We start from the raw sequence: 17,028 nt of genomic DNA, 5'->3' as shown, positions 1-17,028 counted from the left end.
TCAATGCGCACGAAACTTTGTTTTTTAGCTACAATCGTATGGTTTTATACCACTACCTCAATACATTCGCAAGAATGTCGAGGTTCACTTTCGTTAAAATCAACAAACGAAGCAACATTGTTCGGAATTGGCAAGTCATTTCTCACCGATACCTATCTCTCTCCTCTTGAATATGAAGGAATGTCATTTTCATTGCTTCGCGACCGTTTAAACGGAAGCAAACTTTTCAAGGGGAAATTGCTGATGCAACAACAGTTTCAATTGCAAATAGCTACCACAAAAAATCCCACCAAAACTGCGTCATCCTACTATGGAAACATTTACTACGGAATCAACGGTTTTTATCCGTTGGTCCGAAACGACAAATTCAGATTTTTTGCGGGTGGAGGCGCTACGGGTGAATTAGGCGGAATCTACAACGAACGCAATTCCAATAATCCTGGATCACTCAAAGTTTCGGTCAATCTTGATGCAGCTGCAATGGCGATGTATCGCCTGAAGAATGTTACTTTTCGGTGGCAATTATCTACACCATTTTTAGGAATGTTTTTTTCTCCCGAATACGGTCATTCCTATTATGAGATATTTTCTCTTGGCAATGACAAGGGAACCGTTCACTTGGGATCGTTTCATGATCAGCTTGCATTGCGCAACTATTTTACCGTCGATTTTCCGGTCGGAAAGTTCACTGTTCGTACAGGCTATTTGGGGAATTATTATAGAACGGATATTAACGAATTGACAACTAAAATATTATCACACCAATTCGTTATAGGGCTGGCTAATGAATCGCTGAATTTTGGCGGTAGCAAAATTAAAGAAAATCGGCATTGGTTGAAAAGTGTCTATTATGACGAATAGATGCCTTGAATTGTAGAAATAATGAAATATAATTTTGATGAACTGATCGATCGACGCAACACGGCAAGTGTGAAAGTGGATGCCCTCGAGAATTTATTCGGCAATGCCAATCTGATTCCACTTTGGGTTGCCGATATGGATTTTTTGTCGCCGCCTTGCATTACAGAAGCTTTAAAAAAGAGGGTAGAGCATGGCGTTTTCGGTTATACGTATGCAACCGATGAATACTATCAATCGATTATTGGATGGCTTGCCGGACGACATCGCTGGGACGTGCAAAAAGATTGGATTACTTTTGTACCCGGAGTGGTCAAGGGTTTTGCTTTTGCCATTGACAAATTTACCCAAGAAGGAGACAAAATCATCATTCAACCGCCTGTATATCATCCATTCAGATTGGTTAGCAAAGGATTGGACAGACAAATCGTCAACAATCCGCTGCTTTTGCAAGACGGAAAGTATTACATCGATTTCGAAGGACTTGAAAAGTTGGTTTCCGAAAACGATTGTAAAATGCTGATTTTGTCGAATCCTCACAATCCCGGTGGAAGAATGTGGACTTTCGACGAATTAACTAAACTGGCAGATATTTGTTACGAGAATCATGTTCTTGTGATATCGGATGAAATTCACGCCGATTTGGCGTTGTGGAATAATCGACATATTCCTTTTGCCTCGGTTTCGCCCAAAGCTGCTCAAAACTGCATCACGCTGATGGCTCCAAGCAAAACCTTTAATATCGCCGGTATTGTCAGTTCATTTGCAGTGATCGAAAATGAGCATATTCGGAAAAAATATTTGAGTTATCTCGAACCCCGAGAACTCAATCAGGGAACCATTTTTGCATACACCGCAACTCAGGCTGCATACGATGGCGGCGAAGAGTGGTTGAACGAAATGTTGCAATACATCGAAGCCAACATCCTGTATGTTTCCAATTTTATGCACGAAAATATTCCGGCAATAAAAGTTTTAAAGCCGGATGCCTCATTTTTGGTATGGCTCGATTGTCGCGATTTGCACCTTTCGCAAAGCGAACTCGAAAAACTGTTTATCGAAAAAGCTCATTTGGCACTCAATAGTGGAACATTGTTTGGATCCGAAGGCGAAGGGTTTATGAGAATGAACGTAGGAACTGCACGTTCGGTCATCATAAAAGCCCTGAATAATTTAAAAAAAGCTGTAAATGGATAAACATGTAGCAAAAGATTTTGTTATTTTGTATTTGAACAGATAATTCAATAATTGAAAATTAATAGAAGAATGAAAATCGACACAAACAAATACGTCGTATTATCCTACGATTTAAATGTAGGGGAAGAAGGTGAAGAACTCGAATTGATGGAACGTGCCACAGCGGAAAAACCGCTCGAATTTATTTTCGGGACTAATTCGATGCTTCCGGCCTTCGAAAAAAACCTGGAAGGTTTGGATCAAGGCGATAATTTCCAATTCACACTCACTTCCGACGAAGCATACGGCGAGTATGACGAAAATAAAATCATAGAATTGCCTAAAAATATTTTTCAAATCGATGGAAAAATCGATGAAGAAATACTTTTTGAGGGAAATACGGTGCCGATGATGGATTCGGAAGGAAATCGGCTTACGGGGTCCATCGTGAGCATAGGTGATGATATTGTCGTGATGGACTTCAATCATCCTCTGGCTGGAGAAACCATGCATTTCAAGGGAACGGTTTTGAACGTGCGTGATGCTTCGGCAGAAGAAATTGCCGCTCTGTTTTCGGCCGGTAGTTGTTCCTGCGGATCCGATAGTTGCGGATGCGGTGGCGAATCTGAAGGATGCGGATGCGGCTCATCAGGCTGTAACTGCTAAACAAATAATTGAAAACAGGTATGATAAAGGCAAAGAGAATTCTTTGCCTTTATGTGCATACGGCTAACAACAGCTCGACAGATGAATACATTCGGAAATTTATTTAGGTTAACATCATTTGGTGAATCGCACGGCGAAGCCGTTGGCGGGATCCTTGACGGGTGTCCTGCCGGTCTCGAACTTGATATGGATTTTATCCAAAACGAGCTCGATAGGCGCAAACCGGGTCAGTCGCGTATCACAACTCCACGAAAGGAATCGGATACGGTTGTTTTTCTTTCGGGAATTTTCGAGGGGAAAACCACCGGAACGCCCATCGCTTTTATGGTGAAAAACGAAAATCAACATTCGTCGGATTACGACAATCTGAAAGATGTGTTTCGGCCTTCTCATGCCGATTTCACTTATTTTTCGAAATATGGTATTCGGGACTATCGCGGAGGAGGACGCTCTTCGGCACGCGAAACTATTGCTCGCGTTGTGGGTGGGGCTATTGCCAAACTTTTTCTCAAAAAACTAGATATCGATATCAAGGCTTATACATCACAAGTTGGGCACATTGCTCTCGAAAAAGATTATACGCGATATGATCTTTCGAAAATCGAGGATACGGCGGTGCGATGCCCCGATCCTGAAAAAGCCGAAGAGATGATTGCACTGATCAATGAAGTGAAATCGAAAGGCGACACCATCGGAGGCATCATTACATGCGTGGTGAAAGGCACTCCCGTGGGATTGGGAGAACCCGTTTTCGGGAAACTCCATGCAGCGCTTGGATCCGCCATGCTCAGTATAAATGCAGTGAAAGGATTTGAATACGGAATGGGATTCGATGTCAATCATCGTGGTTCGGAAGTTAACGATTCTTTTTTCAACGATCACGGCACAATTAGCACACGTACGAACAATTCGGGCGGCATTCAAGCCGGGATATCCAACGGTCAGGATATTTATTTTCGGGTTGCGTTCAAACCGGTTTCAACCATCCTGATGCAACAAAACACGGTAGATATTCGTGGAAACGAAACCGTTGTCAAAGCCCGGGGACGTCATGATGCATGCGTTTTGCCACGCGCCGTTCCCATTGTAGAGGCTATGGCGGCGTTGGTTATTATGGATTATTATTTACTGGCAAATGCACGAAAAACGCTTTGAATGGCGAAAAAATTATTCTTCTCCGGCTTTTTCCTGCAGGTAACGCAGCAGCGTTTCGCTTTTTTCTTTTTCCATCTTCAAGCGTTCTCTTTCGAGCAAAAGTGACGACAGTTCGCAGGATTGACTGATGGCTTCTTTTTCGTTTTTCGACAACGAAAAAGAAATCGTTTTACGACCAATACATTGAATCGTGATCGGTTCGTTTTTATATACCGAAATAAAATTCGATACTCCATTTTCATCCTTACCTGTATATTTCACAATTTCATATCGCCCTTCGATTGTGTTGAAAGAATAATTCAGGCCGTCAGAAGTTACCGGCAGTGTTTCTGCATAAATTCCATCCGATAGCGAAGCCCTAACTTGTCGATGTCCAATATTTTGTCCTACAACAATACTTTCGAGATAAATCTTTCCATCTTCCGAAACACCCGATCGTAAAGTGTTTCGGGTAAACAATTGCGTTGAAGGCGTTAATTTGGGAATGTAATTGCCTATTTCCTGATATTGTGGATCTTTTTGGAGTGAAAATGCGAGCATCGCTTTCTCGATGGCTGCATTGGTAACCTGCAGCATCGAATCGCAATAAGCGATATTTCGTTGATTTTCTGATGTACGAATTTGTTGCATCAGCATGTGTCCTTCTTTAATTTCATCGAAAGCTTTAGGAAATTTTATTTTTATGCTGTCAATCTGCAATTTAGCCGATTCGTAATTTCCTGATTGATAAAATTCGCGTGCGGCCGAAAGATATGATTTTGCATCTTTTTGTTTTGACGAACATGAGCTACAAAAAAGCAGCGCAATAATCGGGTAAAAAATATAAATTGTTTTGTTCATTGTTTATAAACCCCTATATTTATCTCGTGTATTTCTTGCAAACTTACAAAATATCTTCCTCTCGAAGTCGGAAATAAAGCTCATTTTGCGTATTTTTGTACTTCAAACAGAAATTCAACCGTTTATGGATATGTCTCCCGAAGAGATACGATCACACATCGATAAGGACATTTTCAGATTGATAGCGCAGATTGCCGACGAAATGCGGCTGGAGTGTTATGTGATAGGAGGCTATGTGCGAGATATTTTTCTGTATCGCACTTCAAAAGATATTGATTTTGTGGTTGTTGGAAGTGGTATAATGCTTGCTGAAGCTGTTGCCCAAAAACTCGGAAAACGAAGTAAACTATCAGTTTTTAAAAATTTTGGCACGGCTCAGGTTAAATACAAAGATTTCGAATTGGAATTTGTCGGTGCGCGAAAAGAATCTTACACTCATGATTCTCGAAAACCCGTTGTAGAAAATGGTACTCTTGAAGATGATTTGAAGCGCCGCGATTTCACCATCAACACATTGGCAATTTGCCTAAACGGCAATAGGTTTGGAGAACTATTGGACTATTTTGATGGTTTAAGCGATATTGAGAATCTGATTATCCGCACGCCTCTCGATCCAGACATCACCTTCAGCGACGATCCATTGCGCATGATGCGTGCCATCCGATTCGCATCGCAATTGGGGTTCGATATTTATCCGGATACATTCGATGCCATCACGAAAAATAAAGACCGAATCTCGATTATTTCCAGCGAACGCATTGCAGAAGAGCTCAATAAAATTATGCTTTCACCAAAACCGTCCATAGGTTTTGTTCTACTCGAAAAGACGGGGTTGCTCGATATAATTTTTCCGGAACTAACGGCTCTAAAAGGTGCAGAAACACGTGATGGAGTAGGGCATAAAGACAATTTTTATCACACTCTCGCTGTTCTCGACAATATTTCTCTCCTCAGCGACAATTTGTGGCTACGATGGGCGGCTTTGCTGCATGATATCGGCAAACCGGCGACAAAACGATGGGATAACAAATCGGGTTGGACCTTTCATAACCACAATTACGTGGGTGAAAAAATGATTCCGAAAATTTTTCGAAGACTCAAGCTTCCGTTGAATGAAAAAATGAAATATGTACAGAAAATGGTTTCGATGCACATGCGTCCCATGCAACTTGTAGAAGAAGAAGTTACCGATTCGGCAATTCGCCGACTGCTTTTTGACGCCGGCGACGATATCGACGATTTAATGACATTGTGTGAAGCCGACATTACTTCGAAAAATCCCGAAAAGGTGAAAAGATTTACGGAAAATTTCAAACTAGTTCGTCGTAAACTTAAAGAAATTGAAGAAAAGGATCGAATCCGAAATTTTCAGCCTCCTGTGGACGGAAATGAAATCATGCGGGTTTTCGGACTTGGTGAATGTCGTGAAGTAGGAGTGCTGAAAACTGCCATCAAAGATGCGATTCTCGACGGAAAAATTCCTAACGAACACGATGCGGCTTTCGATTTCATGGTCGAAAAGGCACGCGAAATGGGATTGCAACCTATTATTACTTAACAAAATTGAATAACAAAATGAATGAATCACAACAATGATCGAAGTTAGTGCTACCTTTTGGATCGGTTTTCTCATTCTCGTCCTGTTCCTATTAAGTTTAGACATGTTCGTCTTTCACAAAAAAGGCGAGAGGGTGAAAGTGAAGAAAGCCTTGTGGCTTAGTTTGTTTTGGATATCGCTCGCCTTGATATTTAATGTCGGCATCTATTTTGTTTTCGGAAAAGAAAGCGCGATCGAGTTTTTTACGGCATATCTGATTGAGGAGTCGCTGAGCATCGATAACCTTTTTGTTTTCATCATTATTTTTGCCACATTCAAAATCGATTTGCGATATCAGCACGATGTGCTGTTCTGGGGAATATTGGGAGCCATTTTCTTCAGAGCGATATTCATATTTGCAGGAGTGGCATTGATCGAAAGGTTCGGTTGGATCATGTACATTTTTGGCGCATTTCTGGCATTCACCGGACTAAAAATGGCCATCGATCTCGTACGTGAAAAGGAGGGAAAGCAAATCGAAAAGGTCGATATCTCAAAAAATAAAATTATCCGGTTTTTCATGAAAATTATTCCTACCACCGACGATATTTCCGAAGTCAAATTCTTTAAAAAAATCGACGGAAAACTGGTTGCCACCCCTTTTTTCATCGCCTTGCTGGTAATTGAAATGACCGATATCATCTTTGCTGTCGATTCCATTCCGGCAGTTTTGTCCGTATCAACGAATACCTTTATCGTTTATACTTCCAACATCTTTGCCATTCTCGGACTTCGGTCGTTTTATTTTGCCCTTCGGGGAATCATGGATATTTTTTATTATCTTAAATATACCTTGAGCATTATTCTGATCTTTATTGGCGCCAAAATGATTCTCAATCACTACAGCGAAATCGTCAGAAGTGATTTTCATATCTCCAATGCCACGTCGTTGATTGTCATCTCCTCTCTTCTTGCGATATCGATTGTAGCTTCGATTCTTCGAAGCAAGCATTTGAAAAACAAAACTCATCGATGACGCTGATGCGGAAGTAATGATGAATTGAAAATCTGCCTTCGAATATTTTTGTTTAGATAGGGTTTTCGTGCAATATTTTTAGTTACTTTGCATAATGTTGAGTGAAATAGATTTCTTCCAATAAAACTCAATGGAAGAAAGAATCAATAAAATTCATGAGCAAGAAACAACGTATCAGCAAATCCAGATTCCTGAATGCCAAACTCACGTCCACCATCAGTATTACGTTGGTGCTTGTTTTGTTGGGTTTTACCATTCTGATTTTGTTTGTGGGTAGAGGCTTGTCTAATTATGTCAAAGAAAAAATGAGCATAAACGTAATGCTTTCCGAAGACATTTCCGATGCTCAAATTAACAACTTACGAAAGCAATTGGATGGGATGCCTTTTGTTAAATCTTCCAGGTTTATCAGTAAAGAAGAGGCTAAGGAACAATTGATTAAAGATCTGGGAGAAGATCCCGAAGAATTGCTTGGATACAATCCTGCTCAAGATTGCATCGAAATTTTTCTTAATTCGGAATATGCCAATAGTGACAGTTTACAGATAATCAGCAAAAAACTCAAAGCTACAACCAACATTTCCGATTTGCTGTATCAACAAGACGTTATCGATTTAATCAATAACAACCTTTCGAAAATAACGACCATCTTGTTAATTCTTTCGGCTATCCTGCTCTTTATTTCTATTGCTCTGATAAGGAATACAATACGCTTGAGCATATATTCCAAACGATTTATTATCAACACGATGAAACTCGTTGGAGCTACAGATGGGTTTATTCGCAAACCATTCGTTCGCAGTAATGCTTTGATGGGAATTTTTTCCGGACTTTTAGCGAATGCCATAATTTTTGCCGGTTTATATTATTTCAATAAAGAATTTGGTTCGCTTAGTTCGATACTTAATTGGACGGATTTGTCGATCGTTTTCGGCATCGTTATTGCATTGGGTATTATCATTACATCCACAGCAGCCATTTTTGCCGTAAACAGATATTTAAAAATGAATACTGATAATTTGTTTTACATTTAGATATTGAAAAAATAGACAATTTGAAATTTAAAAATAAAATATATGTCAAGCAATAATTTTGCATTGGGCAAAAAAAATCTTATTATCATCGGCATCGCCGCAGTTATCATCTTGATAGGATTTATCCTGATGTCGGGTCCCGGCACAACGGTTGAAGAGGGCTTCAACCCCGATATATTCAGTCCAAGACGGATTAAGGTTGCACCCATTGTTTGCATGATAGGATTTGTCCTCATGATTTTCGGTATCCTGATACCCTCAAAAAACAAAAAAGAAACAAACGATAGCAATCAAAATCGTTGACTCCCAATTTATAAGTGTCTAAATGAATTTTATCGAAGCTATAGTGATTGCCGTAGTCGAGGGGCTGACGGAATTTCTTCCTGTGTCTTCAACCGGACACATGATCATTACCCAAGCGTTATTGGGAATAGAGAGTACTCCTTTTGTAAAAGCCTTTACCGTTATCATTCAGTTTGGTGCGATACTTTCGGTTGTTGTTCTTTATTGGAAACGCTTTTTTCATCTCAACCAAATCCGAATTTTCGACGGTCAGGCGGTTAAGGGAATGAATATCGCTAAAAGATTAATAACATATACCAAACGATTTTTATTCAAATTCGATTTTTACTGGAAACTTCTCATTGCACTTGTTCCCGCCGGAATTATGGGATTGCTGTTCGGAGATCAGATTGATGCACTCCTCGAGAATGTATTCGTCGTGGCTCTGATGCTTGTGTTGGGCGGCATTGTCATGCTTTTTGTCGATAAATGGTTCAGCAAAACCGACGATAACCAAGACATGTCATGGAAACGAGCACTGAAAATAGGTCTTTTCCAATGTATAGCGATGATTCCCGGAGTTTCCCGATCAATGGCAACAATTGTTGGAGGAATGGCTACCAAACTTAACCGAAAAAATGCAGCGGAATTTTCTTTCTTTCTGGCCGTTCCTACTATGGCTGCCGCAACCGGATATACACTGTACAAAATGATGAAAGATCCCTTGAATGCTATCTTTCTTGGTAATAATTTGATGATGTTGATTGTTGGTAATATTATTGCTTTTATCGTAGCACTTGTTGCCATCAAATTTTTTATCGATTTTCTCACGAAACATGGCTTTAAGGCTTTTGGATATTATCGAATAATTGTAGGCGGTTTATTGTTGATTTTACTTGGAACCGGAATTGTTCAAAATACAATCTGATGGATTTTATAGAAGGCGAAGTTTTGTATATCGACAAACCGTTGCATTGGAGTTCGTTTCGAGTGGTGCGCGTTGTGCGGGCAAAGCTCTGCAGTAGATTAAAAATTAAAAAGCTGAAAGTCGGACATGCCGGAACGCTTGATCCACTGGCAACCGGAGTGATGCTCGTTTGCACCGGGAAAAAGACAAAAGAAATAGATTCTCTTCAGGCTCAAACCAAAGAATATGTTGCTACTATTCGATTAGGAGCAACTACTCCGTCGTTTGACCTTGAAACAGAAATAGATGCCATTTTCCCGACTGATCATGTGACGCGAGAAAAAGTAGAGCGGGCACTGATAAAATTTACCGGAAATATTGAACAAATTCCTCCATCATTTTCGGCGTGCAAAGTCGATGGCAAAAGAGCTTACGAGTTTGCGAGAAAAAACGAAACTATTGAACTAAAACCCAAGTTATTGGTTATAGACAAGATAGAGTTGTTGAGTTGCAATTTACCCAATATAACGATTCGGGTAGTTTGCAGCAAAGGAACTTATATCAGGGCATTAGCAAGAGATATTGGCATCGAACTTCAATCCGGTGCCCATCTTACGTCATTGATCAGAACAAGAGTTGGAAATATCACTCTTGACGAATGCTTAAAGATGGATGAATTGGATGATTTTTTTGACAGAAATATTCACTGACAAATTAATAAAGCGAAAACATAAACAATAATGAAACTTTCTCAGTTTAAATTTAATCTTCCCGAGGAACTTATTGCCAAATATCCGGCAAAGTATCGTGACGAATCCCGATTGATGGTGCTTCATAAGCGTTCGGGAGAAATCGAACATCGCATTTTCAAAGAAATTCTGGAATATTTCAAAGAGAAAGACTTTTTTATCTTCAACGACACAAAGGTTTTTCCGGCTCGATTGTTTGGTAATAAGGAAAAAACCGGTGCTCAAATCGAAGTTTTCCTGTTGCGCGAATTAAATCCAAACCAACATCTATGGGATGTATTGGTAAATCCGGCACGCAAGATCAGAATCGGCAATAAACTTTATTTTGGTGAAAATGAAGAACTCGTGGCCGAAGTTATCGATAATACTACTTCACGAGGCAGAACGTTAAGATTCTTATACGATGGCCCTCACGAAGAATTCAAAAAACTGCTTTTTTCGATTGGCGAGATGCCTATTCCCGAATACATGGGCCGACACGCTGATTCTGACGACGAGTTGAGATATCAGAATATCTTTGCTGTCAACGAAGGTGCCGTAGTTGCTCCGGCTGCCGGCCTTCATTTTAGCCGTGAGCTGATGAAGCGGATGGAAATAAAAGGCATCGATTATGGCTTTTTGACTTTGCATAACGGATTGGGAGCTTATCGCGACATTGACGTCGAAGATTTGACCAAGCATAAAATAGATTCGGAACAATTCAGCATATCGGAGGAACTTTGCGAGCGCGTCAATAAGGCTTTCGACGAAGGGCGCAATATTTGTGCCGTAGGCACATCGGTACTACGTGCTCTTGAAACTACCGTTACTCCCTCAGGACATTTAAAACCCAAAGAGGGATGGACCAACAAGTTTATATTTCCACCTTACGAATTTGTCTTAACCAAATCGCTTGTAACCAATTTTCACATGCCATATTCAACATTGCTAATGATGACAACGGCTTTTGGGGGATATGACCTGGTGATGAATGCTTATCAGGTGGCCATTGACGAAAAATATCGTTTTGGCGCCTACGGTGATGCTATGCTGATAATCGATTAAATTGAGCATTCATGCTAAGACTGTTTCTCGGCTTTGGTTCAAATTTAGGATTTAAACAAGAGAATATACTGAATGCATACTCTGAAATAGAAAAACGGATCGGGAAAATTATTTCCCGATCTGCTTTTTATATTACGAATCCGCAAGGATTCGAATCGGCAAATTATTTCTTAAATTCGGCTTGCGAAGTGGAATGTAGTATGGACGTGTATTCAGCATTCGTAGAGACGCAACTTATAGAAAAACTGATTGGTAGAACTTCCAAAAGCAATAATGGAATGTATTCCGATCGCATTATTGATATCGACATATTGCTTGCCGATGATCTTGTAATCGATACTCCCGAATTAACTATTCCTCATCCACTTCTGCATACGCGAAAATTTGTTTTGGAGCCATTAGCCGAAATTGCTCCCGATTACATTCACCCAATTCTGCATAAAACTATTCTCCAACTTTTGAACGAACTTAATATACAATGTAAAATGTAAAGTTTCACCACGTTGTTGATGTTTTTTTCTTATCGTTTCGTTTCGCTACGCTTCACTTCACAATGAGAAAAAAGAACATCCAAATGAAAACTTGATTAATTTTGAAAATTAAAGAAAGTTCTTTGCCAAATTTTCAATTAGCCCAACTCTTTCATATTTTCCCCACTACCATCAGTAAGTAGAAAAATAGGGAAACGTGTGAAGATAAAAATAGTGAAAATACAAAAGATTTTATGAATCGGCGTTTGAAATTTTTCCCTTTCGAAATCACCCGTGTTTTGACAGATAACGGACGGAATTTACGAATCGGCTTATTAAATCCAAGAAAAGAGAGCTCTGTCAAAAAAACTCTAAGCCGGAAAACTGTTTAAAGGGAATGGACGCTACTTCGTATGTCTTGTAGTTGATCTCTACTTTTTCCCATCGTTGATGTTGAACCGGTACTCTTTCCCGCTTGAAGAGGTTACGATCGTATCTTCGGTTGCCAACCCTTTTAGTTCCCGAAGCAGCGTATCCGGAGCCGCTACCCTGTTCCCCGGTATGCTTTCCGATGTCGATCGTAAATGCTCGTGAACGTCTTCTGCTACTTCTCCTTCGCAAAAGAATATCTCAAACCACGTCCTGAAAAGTTCTCCGTGCCGGTATCCCGAAGTGTCCCTTTTCCCCGGTTGTCGGTCTATGTGTTGCAATAAACCGCAGTTGTTAAATTCTTCGTGAACGAAAGAAATTCCTGCAAATGAGCTCACGGATTGCGAAACTTTTTGTAATTTCATCTTCTGTAAGATTTACTTTTTTATTTTTCACTCATAACAATAGTTCGGTATTTTTTCAGAAAGGTTACTCATAACTAATTGATTATTAGTACTGAATTCGCCTTACAAAATAAAGAATATAATCATCTGATTAACAGAATATTACGTAAAATTTACCGAACTATTGTCATAAAGACAGGTGAAATCTTACACTTGGCAAAGCGTTTGGTAATTTGTTTTTTATCAACGCTTTGCTCTTTTAAATTAAAACCTGTAGTTTTTAAGCAAAATCCCTGCATTTTTTAAAATAAAATTTTATGTGTGCAATCGAATAAAAGTCCGAGTTTCCATAAACAACCTTGTGAAACTTGACAGACAATGTCTAATGGGAAAGAAATGAAAGATAGGAAACTTGGAGAATGAATGCGCCATCCGGAATTCATGAGGCAACCTCAATTCTGATTACTCACGGTATTTCACGTAGAACCATTTTTTTACCAATTAAGATTTCTTAAAAAATATTCCTTGTCAAAATGAAGAAAGGAAAATATATTTGCCGGCGTTATTCACAGTTGATCACACATGAAAAGGTTAGTCTTTATATTTCTTTTTATCAAGAGAAGGTTGGCCACATTCGCCAAGGCCGGTCATGTTGAAATTTCCGGTTTTAAATCGAAGATGGAAATTATAAAAGATTTCGTTTCAAGGTTTTATCTTAAGCTTCAGAGAAATTACCAAGGTGACCATTCTATGGTAATGTACGATGGATGAAGAACGTCTGTTGACATTTCTTTCCAAAAAATTATTCTTCTCTTCTCATTTAAAATTCAGAAAAAACTGAGTGATGATGACCATGCATTCGTGAAGAACGATCGGTATCGTTATCACTAGAATGGAGAAATTGATATGGGATTTGTTAGTTTTAGAAGCTATGCTCATTCTAAAGCGCTAGGAGTGAATCATAACAAATAAAATAAGACAATTGTACCATCATTTTAAAAAAATTTGGAGGAATTTTTATGTCAGTACGAGAGAAACTTATTCATTTGCAAGTTTTTGTTTTGCTGTGTCTCTTAGTATTCAATGCAGCACAAGTTTTTGCCGCGGAGAGAGTAACATTGTATACCCCTTTCACAAAAATTTCGGTTTCGCCCGGAGAAGCCATTGAATATTCTATCGACGTAATTAACGAGAGCGATGAGATATTCGATGGAGACATCAGAGTAACGGGTATTCCCCGCTCGTGGACTTACAGTTTAAAAGGAGGAGCCTATACGGTTAGCAGAGTTGCTGTGCTTCCGGATGAGAAAAAGACCCTATCGTTGCGAGTAGAAGTTCCTTTTCAAGTCAACAAAGGGGCCTATACTTTTCGGGTAATAGCCGGTGATTCGGCGTCATTAGCACTTACGGTTAATGTAACCGAGATGGGATCGAGCGATACGGAATTTACAGCTGATCAGCCTAACATGCAGGGAAATGCCAACGCAACTTTTACCTATAGAGCAACCTTGAAAAATGGAACCGCTGATAAGCAACTCTATGCCTTAATGGGTTATGCACCTCGAGGATGGACCGTTACCTTTAAAGCAGATTACAATGCAGTTACTTCGGTAGAAATAGAACCTAATAGCACTAAAGAGATTACAATAGAAGTTAAACCTCCCAAGGAAGTAAATGCAGGCACCTATAAAATTCCGGTGAGAGCTGTCACGGGTTCCACTTCCGCATCGATGGAACTGGAAGCCGTTGTTACCGGCAATTATGAAATATCGTTGACCACTTCTACAGGCCTGCTTAGTGCAAAACTAACTGCAGGGAAGAAAGAAAAAATTCAATTGGTAGTTCGTAACGCCGGCTCCGCCGACCTGACCGATATCGAGATGAAATCAACTGCACCTTCCAAATGGCAAATAACCTTTGAACCATCAAAAATTGACAAACTAACTGCTGGTAGTCAAACTACCGTTTCTGCTACCATCCAGGCCGACAAGAAAGCCATTCCGGGCGATTATGTCATCGAAATGGAAGCCAGAACGCCGGAAGCAAATTCCCAAATTTCTTTTCGGGTTATGGTAAAAACATCGATGATTTGGGGATGGGTAGGATTATTGGTAATTTTAGCAGCATTAGGCGGGGTTGTTTATCTGTTTCGCAAATACGGGAGGAGATAGATTATGGCCGAAACAATCATCGAATTGGTTAACCTGACCAAAAAATATCGATCGTTTACAGCGGTCGATCACATCGATTTGACGGTTGAAAAAGGAGAAATATTTGGTCTATTAGGCCCTAATGGTGCGGGCAAATCGACAACCATTCTGATGATGCTCGGATTGACCGAACCTACCGAAGGATGGGCCCGAGTATGCGGCATTAATCCTTCACGCAATCCCATCGATGTTAAAAGACGTGTAGGATATCTGCCGGAAGATGTAGGTTTTTATGACGATCGTACCGGATTGGAGAATTTGGTTTATACGGCCATGTTGAACTGTATTCCTGAAACAGAAGCTGCCGAAAAAGCGAAAGTTTTACTTCAACGGGTAGGTTTGGAAAATGTAGACGGCAAGAAAACCGGTAAGTACTCGAAAGGCATGCGTCAACGACTGGGATTGGCCGATGTGTTGATTAAAAATCCCGAAGTCATTATTTTGGATGAGCCAACGTCCGGTATCGATCCTCAGGGGGTCAGGTCTTTTCTCGATTTGATTCTCGAATTGCGTGATGAACACGGACTAACTGTATTATTTTCATCGCATAACTTGCATCAGGTAGAACAGGTTTGTGATCGGATCGGCATTTTTGTCGAAGGAAAAATACGAGCTTTGGGCAATATCCCCGCTCTTTCCCAACAGTTGTTTGGCACTGCCGATCATGGATTAGAAGACATCTATAATTCTTTTTTTGAAGGAGGAACGGAACATCATGAATAAGAAATTACAAGAGAATTTTCGCAATAGAAGGCCGTTTCAGGATGCCGTAACTGAACGTTCGTCAGAATCTTCCAATAAAACCAAAATCAAACATCCTTTTTGGGTTATGGTGGGCAAGGAGATTTCGGATCAAGTACGTAGTTGGCGATTTATCATCATGGGTGTTCTCATAGCCCTGACCTGTTTGGGGTCGTTATACACGGCACTCGCTCAGTTCAGCAAACAATCGGGCAGTGCTGAAGATGCTTTCTTTTTCCTGAATCTATTCACCCTATCCGATGGCACCTTACCCCCGTTTACGGTTTTTATTAGTTTCTTGGGGCCGTTGTTAGGGATAAGTCTCGGTTTCGATGCCATTAATTCGGAACAAAACCGGGGTACACTAAGTCGGCTATTGAGCCAACCTATCTATCGCGATTATGTCATCAATGCCAAATTTGTTGCCGATCTCATCGTGATCAGTTCCTTGTTTTTGACCTTGGGGCTGTTGGTGCTTGGATCGGGATTGATTGCCTTGGGAATTCCTCCTACGGGAGATGAATTGGCACGACTTATTTTTTTTATCCTGGTTAGTATCATTTACGTAGCTTTCTGGCTGAATTTATCCATTTTGTTTTCGGTGGTGTTTCGACAGGCAGCAACCTCGGCCTTATCGGGTATTGCCATTTGGCTTTTCTTCAGCATTTTTTACAACATGATCGTCGATTTGCTGGCTAAAGCGATGGCACCTAAAGGTATGTTGACAGAAGGGCAGGTGGTAGAGTTTCAGAATTTTGTGCTGGGATTGATGCGGTTTAATCCGAGTCAGCTGTTCAGTGAAGCCACCATCACGCTGCTCATGCCATCGGTACGAAGTTTGGGAGCATTAACGATGGAGCAGATCGAAGGAGCTCTTCCCACGCCGCTTCCTATCGGTCAGAGCTTGCTAATGGTATGGCCACAAGTTACGGGATTAGTTGCTGGCTCCATTTTGCTTTTTGGATTAGGGTATTATTTATTTATGCGGCGCGAAGTAAGGTCGAGATAGTGATGTTTTGAGAGGTTGGAGGTTGGGGATTGGGAGAATGACAAGATTTTTCGCCTGTGCGGAGTTGGGAATAGGATCAGGGCTTGAAATATCGGATTAAATTGACGATGAGCGTAAGAACGATGCTGATCACAATCATCGATGTGATGGGGATGTAAATGCAGGTATTTTCTTTTTTCGATGCGAATATCCCCAGGTAAGTGGCTAAACCAGTCAAAAATCGATGGCGTCAGGTACAGTGGAATGTAGTATGGATGTATATTCAGCATTCTTAGAGACGCAATTTATAGAAAAACTGATTGGCAGAACTTCCAAAAGCAATAATGGAATATATTCCGATCGCATTATCGATATCGACATATTGCTTGCCGATGATCTTGTAATCGATACTCCCGAATTAACTATTCCTCATCCACTTCTGCATACGCGAAGATTTGTTTTGGAGCCATTAGCCGAAATTGCTCCCGATTACATTCACCCAATTCTGCATAAAACTATTCTCCAACTTTTGAACGAGCTTAATATACAATGTAAAACATAA

General features: G+C 40.3%; 19 protein-coding genes. 16 read left to right on the top strand and 3 right to left on the bottom strand.

Annotation, left to right across the window (positions count from 1 at the left end; genetic code table 11):
* Window positions 1-3: 3 nt before the first annotated feature.
* The 4 genes from EJN84_RS00495 to aroC all read left to right on the top strand — a co-directional run bounded on the left by EJN84_RS00495 (window position 4) and on the right by aroC (window position 3,855).
* Window positions 4-861: a DUF3316 domain-containing protein gene (locus EJN84_RS00495; RefSeq protein ID WP_129593587.1), complete on the top strand. Its 858-nt coding sequence runs from the start codon at window positions 4-6 to the stop codon at window positions 859-861.
* Between the two features lie 21 nt (window positions 862-882).
* Window positions 883-2,055, top strand: a complete 1,173-nt coding sequence (locus tag EJN84_RS00490; protein WP_129593586.1) for a MalY/PatB family protein — start codon at window positions 883-885, stop codon at window positions 2,053-2,055.
* A 69-nt stretch (window positions 2,056-2,124) separates the two neighbouring features.
* The gene (locus EJN84_RS00485; RefSeq protein ID WP_129593585.1) at window positions 2,125-2,700 is read left to right on the top strand and encodes an FKBP-type peptidyl-prolyl cis-trans isomerase; all 576 of its coding nucleotides are present in this window, start codon (window positions 2,125-2,127) and stop codon (window positions 2,698-2,700) included.
* A gap of 81 nt (window positions 2,701-2,781) precedes the next feature.
* Complete coding sequence (gene aroC, locus EJN84_RS00480; protein WP_129593584.1) at window positions 2,782-3,855, top strand: chorismate synthase; 1,074 nt, start codon at window positions 2,782-2,784, stop codon at window positions 3,853-3,855.
* A gap of 12 nt (window positions 3,856-3,867) precedes the next feature.
* On the opposite strand, the gene EJN84_RS00475 is transcribed toward aroC, so the two are convergent.
* The gene (locus EJN84_RS00475; RefSeq protein ID WP_129593583.1) at window positions 3,868-4,695 is read right to left on the bottom strand and encodes an outer membrane protein assembly factor BamD; all 828 of its coding nucleotides are present in this window, start codon (window positions 4,693-4,695) and stop codon (window positions 3,868-3,870) included.
* A gap of 124 nt (window positions 4,696-4,819) precedes the next feature.
* Between EJN84_RS00475 and EJN84_RS00470 the strand changes: the two genes are divergently transcribed.
* From EJN84_RS00470 to folK (EJN84_RS00435), 8 genes are all read left to right on the top strand, one after another.
* The gene (locus EJN84_RS00470; protein WP_129593582.1) at window positions 4,820-6,253 is read left to right on the top strand and encodes a CCA tRNA nucleotidyltransferase; all 1,434 of its coding nucleotides are present in this window, start codon (window positions 4,820-4,822) and stop codon (window positions 6,251-6,253) included.
* A gap of 34 nt (window positions 6,254-6,287) precedes the next feature.
* A complete protein-coding gene (locus EJN84_RS00465; RefSeq protein ID WP_238943878.1) occupies window positions 6,288-7,268 on the top strand; it encodes a TerC family protein in 981 nt (326 codons plus the stop codon).
* 155 nt (window positions 7,269-7,423) lie between these two features.
* Window positions 7,424-8,302 (top strand): cell division protein FtsX, encoded by an 879-nt coding sequence (locus EJN84_RS00460; protein ID WP_129593581.1) that lies wholly within the window; start codon window positions 7,424-7,426, stop codon window positions 8,300-8,302.
* A gap of 42 nt (window positions 8,303-8,344) precedes the next feature.
* On the top strand, window positions 8,345-8,605 hold the full coding sequence (locus tag EJN84_RS00455; protein ID WP_129593580.1) for a DUF3098 domain-containing protein: 261 nt from the start codon (window positions 8,345-8,347) through the stop codon (window positions 8,603-8,605).
* A gap of 22 nt (window positions 8,606-8,627) precedes the next feature.
* Window positions 8,628-9,512: an undecaprenyl-diphosphate phosphatase gene (locus tag EJN84_RS00450; RefSeq protein WP_129593579.1), complete on the top strand. Its 885-nt coding sequence runs from the start codon at window positions 8,628-8,630 to the stop codon at window positions 9,510-9,512.
* The gene (gene truB, locus EJN84_RS00445; RefSeq protein ID WP_129593578.1) at window positions 9,512-10,201 is read left to right on the top strand and encodes a tRNA pseudouridine(55) synthase TruB; all 690 of its coding nucleotides are present in this window, start codon (window positions 9,512-9,514) and stop codon (window positions 10,199-10,201) included. The genes EJN84_RS00450 and truB overlap by 1 nt, the downstream gene beginning before the upstream one ends.
* A 30-nt stretch (window positions 10,202-10,231) precedes the next feature.
* Entirely contained in the window at window positions 10,232-11,284 is a 1,053-nt protein-coding gene (queA, locus tag EJN84_RS00440; protein WP_129593577.1) for a tRNA preQ1(34) S-adenosylmethionine ribosyltransferase-isomerase QueA, read from the top strand.
* 11 nt (window positions 11,285-11,295) lie between these two features.
* Window positions 11,296-11,775: a 2-amino-4-hydroxy-6-hydroxymethyldihydropteridine diphosphokinase gene (folK, locus tag EJN84_RS00435; RefSeq protein WP_129593576.1), complete on the top strand. Its 480-nt coding sequence runs from the start codon at window positions 11,296-11,298 to the stop codon at window positions 11,773-11,775.
* Window positions 11,776-12,185: 410 nt separating this feature from the next.
* Here folK (EJN84_RS00435) and EJN84_RS00430 read toward each other — a convergent pair whose 3' ends face one another.
* Window positions 12,186-12,548 carry a hypothetical protein gene (locus tag EJN84_RS00430; RefSeq protein WP_129593575.1) on the bottom strand — a complete coding sequence of 121 codons (363 nt, stop codon included), beginning with the start codon at window positions 12,546-12,548 and terminating at the stop codon, window positions 12,186-12,188.
* Window positions 12,549-13,546: 998 nt separating this feature from the next.
* Here EJN84_RS00430 and EJN84_RS00425 point away from each other — a divergent pair.
* The 3 genes from EJN84_RS00425 to EJN84_RS00415 all read left to right on the top strand — a co-directional run bounded on the left by EJN84_RS00425 (window position 13,547) and on the right by EJN84_RS00415 (window position 16,487).
* Window positions 13,547-14,698 (top strand): COG1470 family protein, encoded by a 1,152-nt coding sequence (locus EJN84_RS00425; protein ID WP_129593574.1) that lies wholly within the window; start codon window positions 13,547-13,549, stop codon window positions 14,696-14,698.
* 3 nt (window positions 14,699-14,701) lie between these two features.
* Window positions 14,702-15,460 carry an ABC transporter ATP-binding protein gene (locus tag EJN84_RS00420; protein ID WP_129593573.1) on the top strand — a complete coding sequence of 253 codons (759 nt, stop codon included), beginning with the start codon at window positions 14,702-14,704 and terminating at the stop codon, window positions 15,458-15,460.
* Window positions 15,461-15,566: 106 nt separating this feature from the next.
* Window positions 15,567-16,487 (top strand): ABC transporter permease, encoded by a 921-nt coding sequence (locus EJN84_RS00415; protein WP_238943898.1) that lies wholly within the window; start codon window positions 15,567-15,569, stop codon window positions 16,485-16,487.
* A gap of 76 nt (window positions 16,488-16,563) precedes the next feature.
* On the opposite strand, the gene EJN84_RS12500 is transcribed toward EJN84_RS00415, so the two are convergent.
* Entirely contained in the window at window positions 16,564-16,704 is a 141-nt protein-coding gene (locus EJN84_RS12500; protein WP_394343068.1) for a DUF2905 domain-containing protein, read from the bottom strand.
* Between the two features lie 6 nt (window positions 16,705-16,710).
* On the opposite strand from EJN84_RS12500, the gene folK (EJN84_RS00405) reads away from it, so the two are divergent.
* Complete coding sequence (gene folK / locus EJN84_RS00405; RefSeq protein ID WP_129593571.1) at window positions 16,711-17,028, top strand: 2-amino-4-hydroxy-6-hydroxymethyldihydropteridine diphosphokinase; 318 nt, start codon at window positions 16,711-16,713, stop codon at window positions 17,026-17,028.

The organism is Seramator thermalis (assembly GCF_004138125.1).
Classification (GTDB): Bacteria; Bacteroidota; Bacteroidia; order Bacteroidales; family Dysgonomonadaceae; genus Seramator; species Seramator thermalis.
Note: the sequence above shows the minus strand (reverse complement) of the source record. Positions and strands in the feature narration are given on the sequence as shown.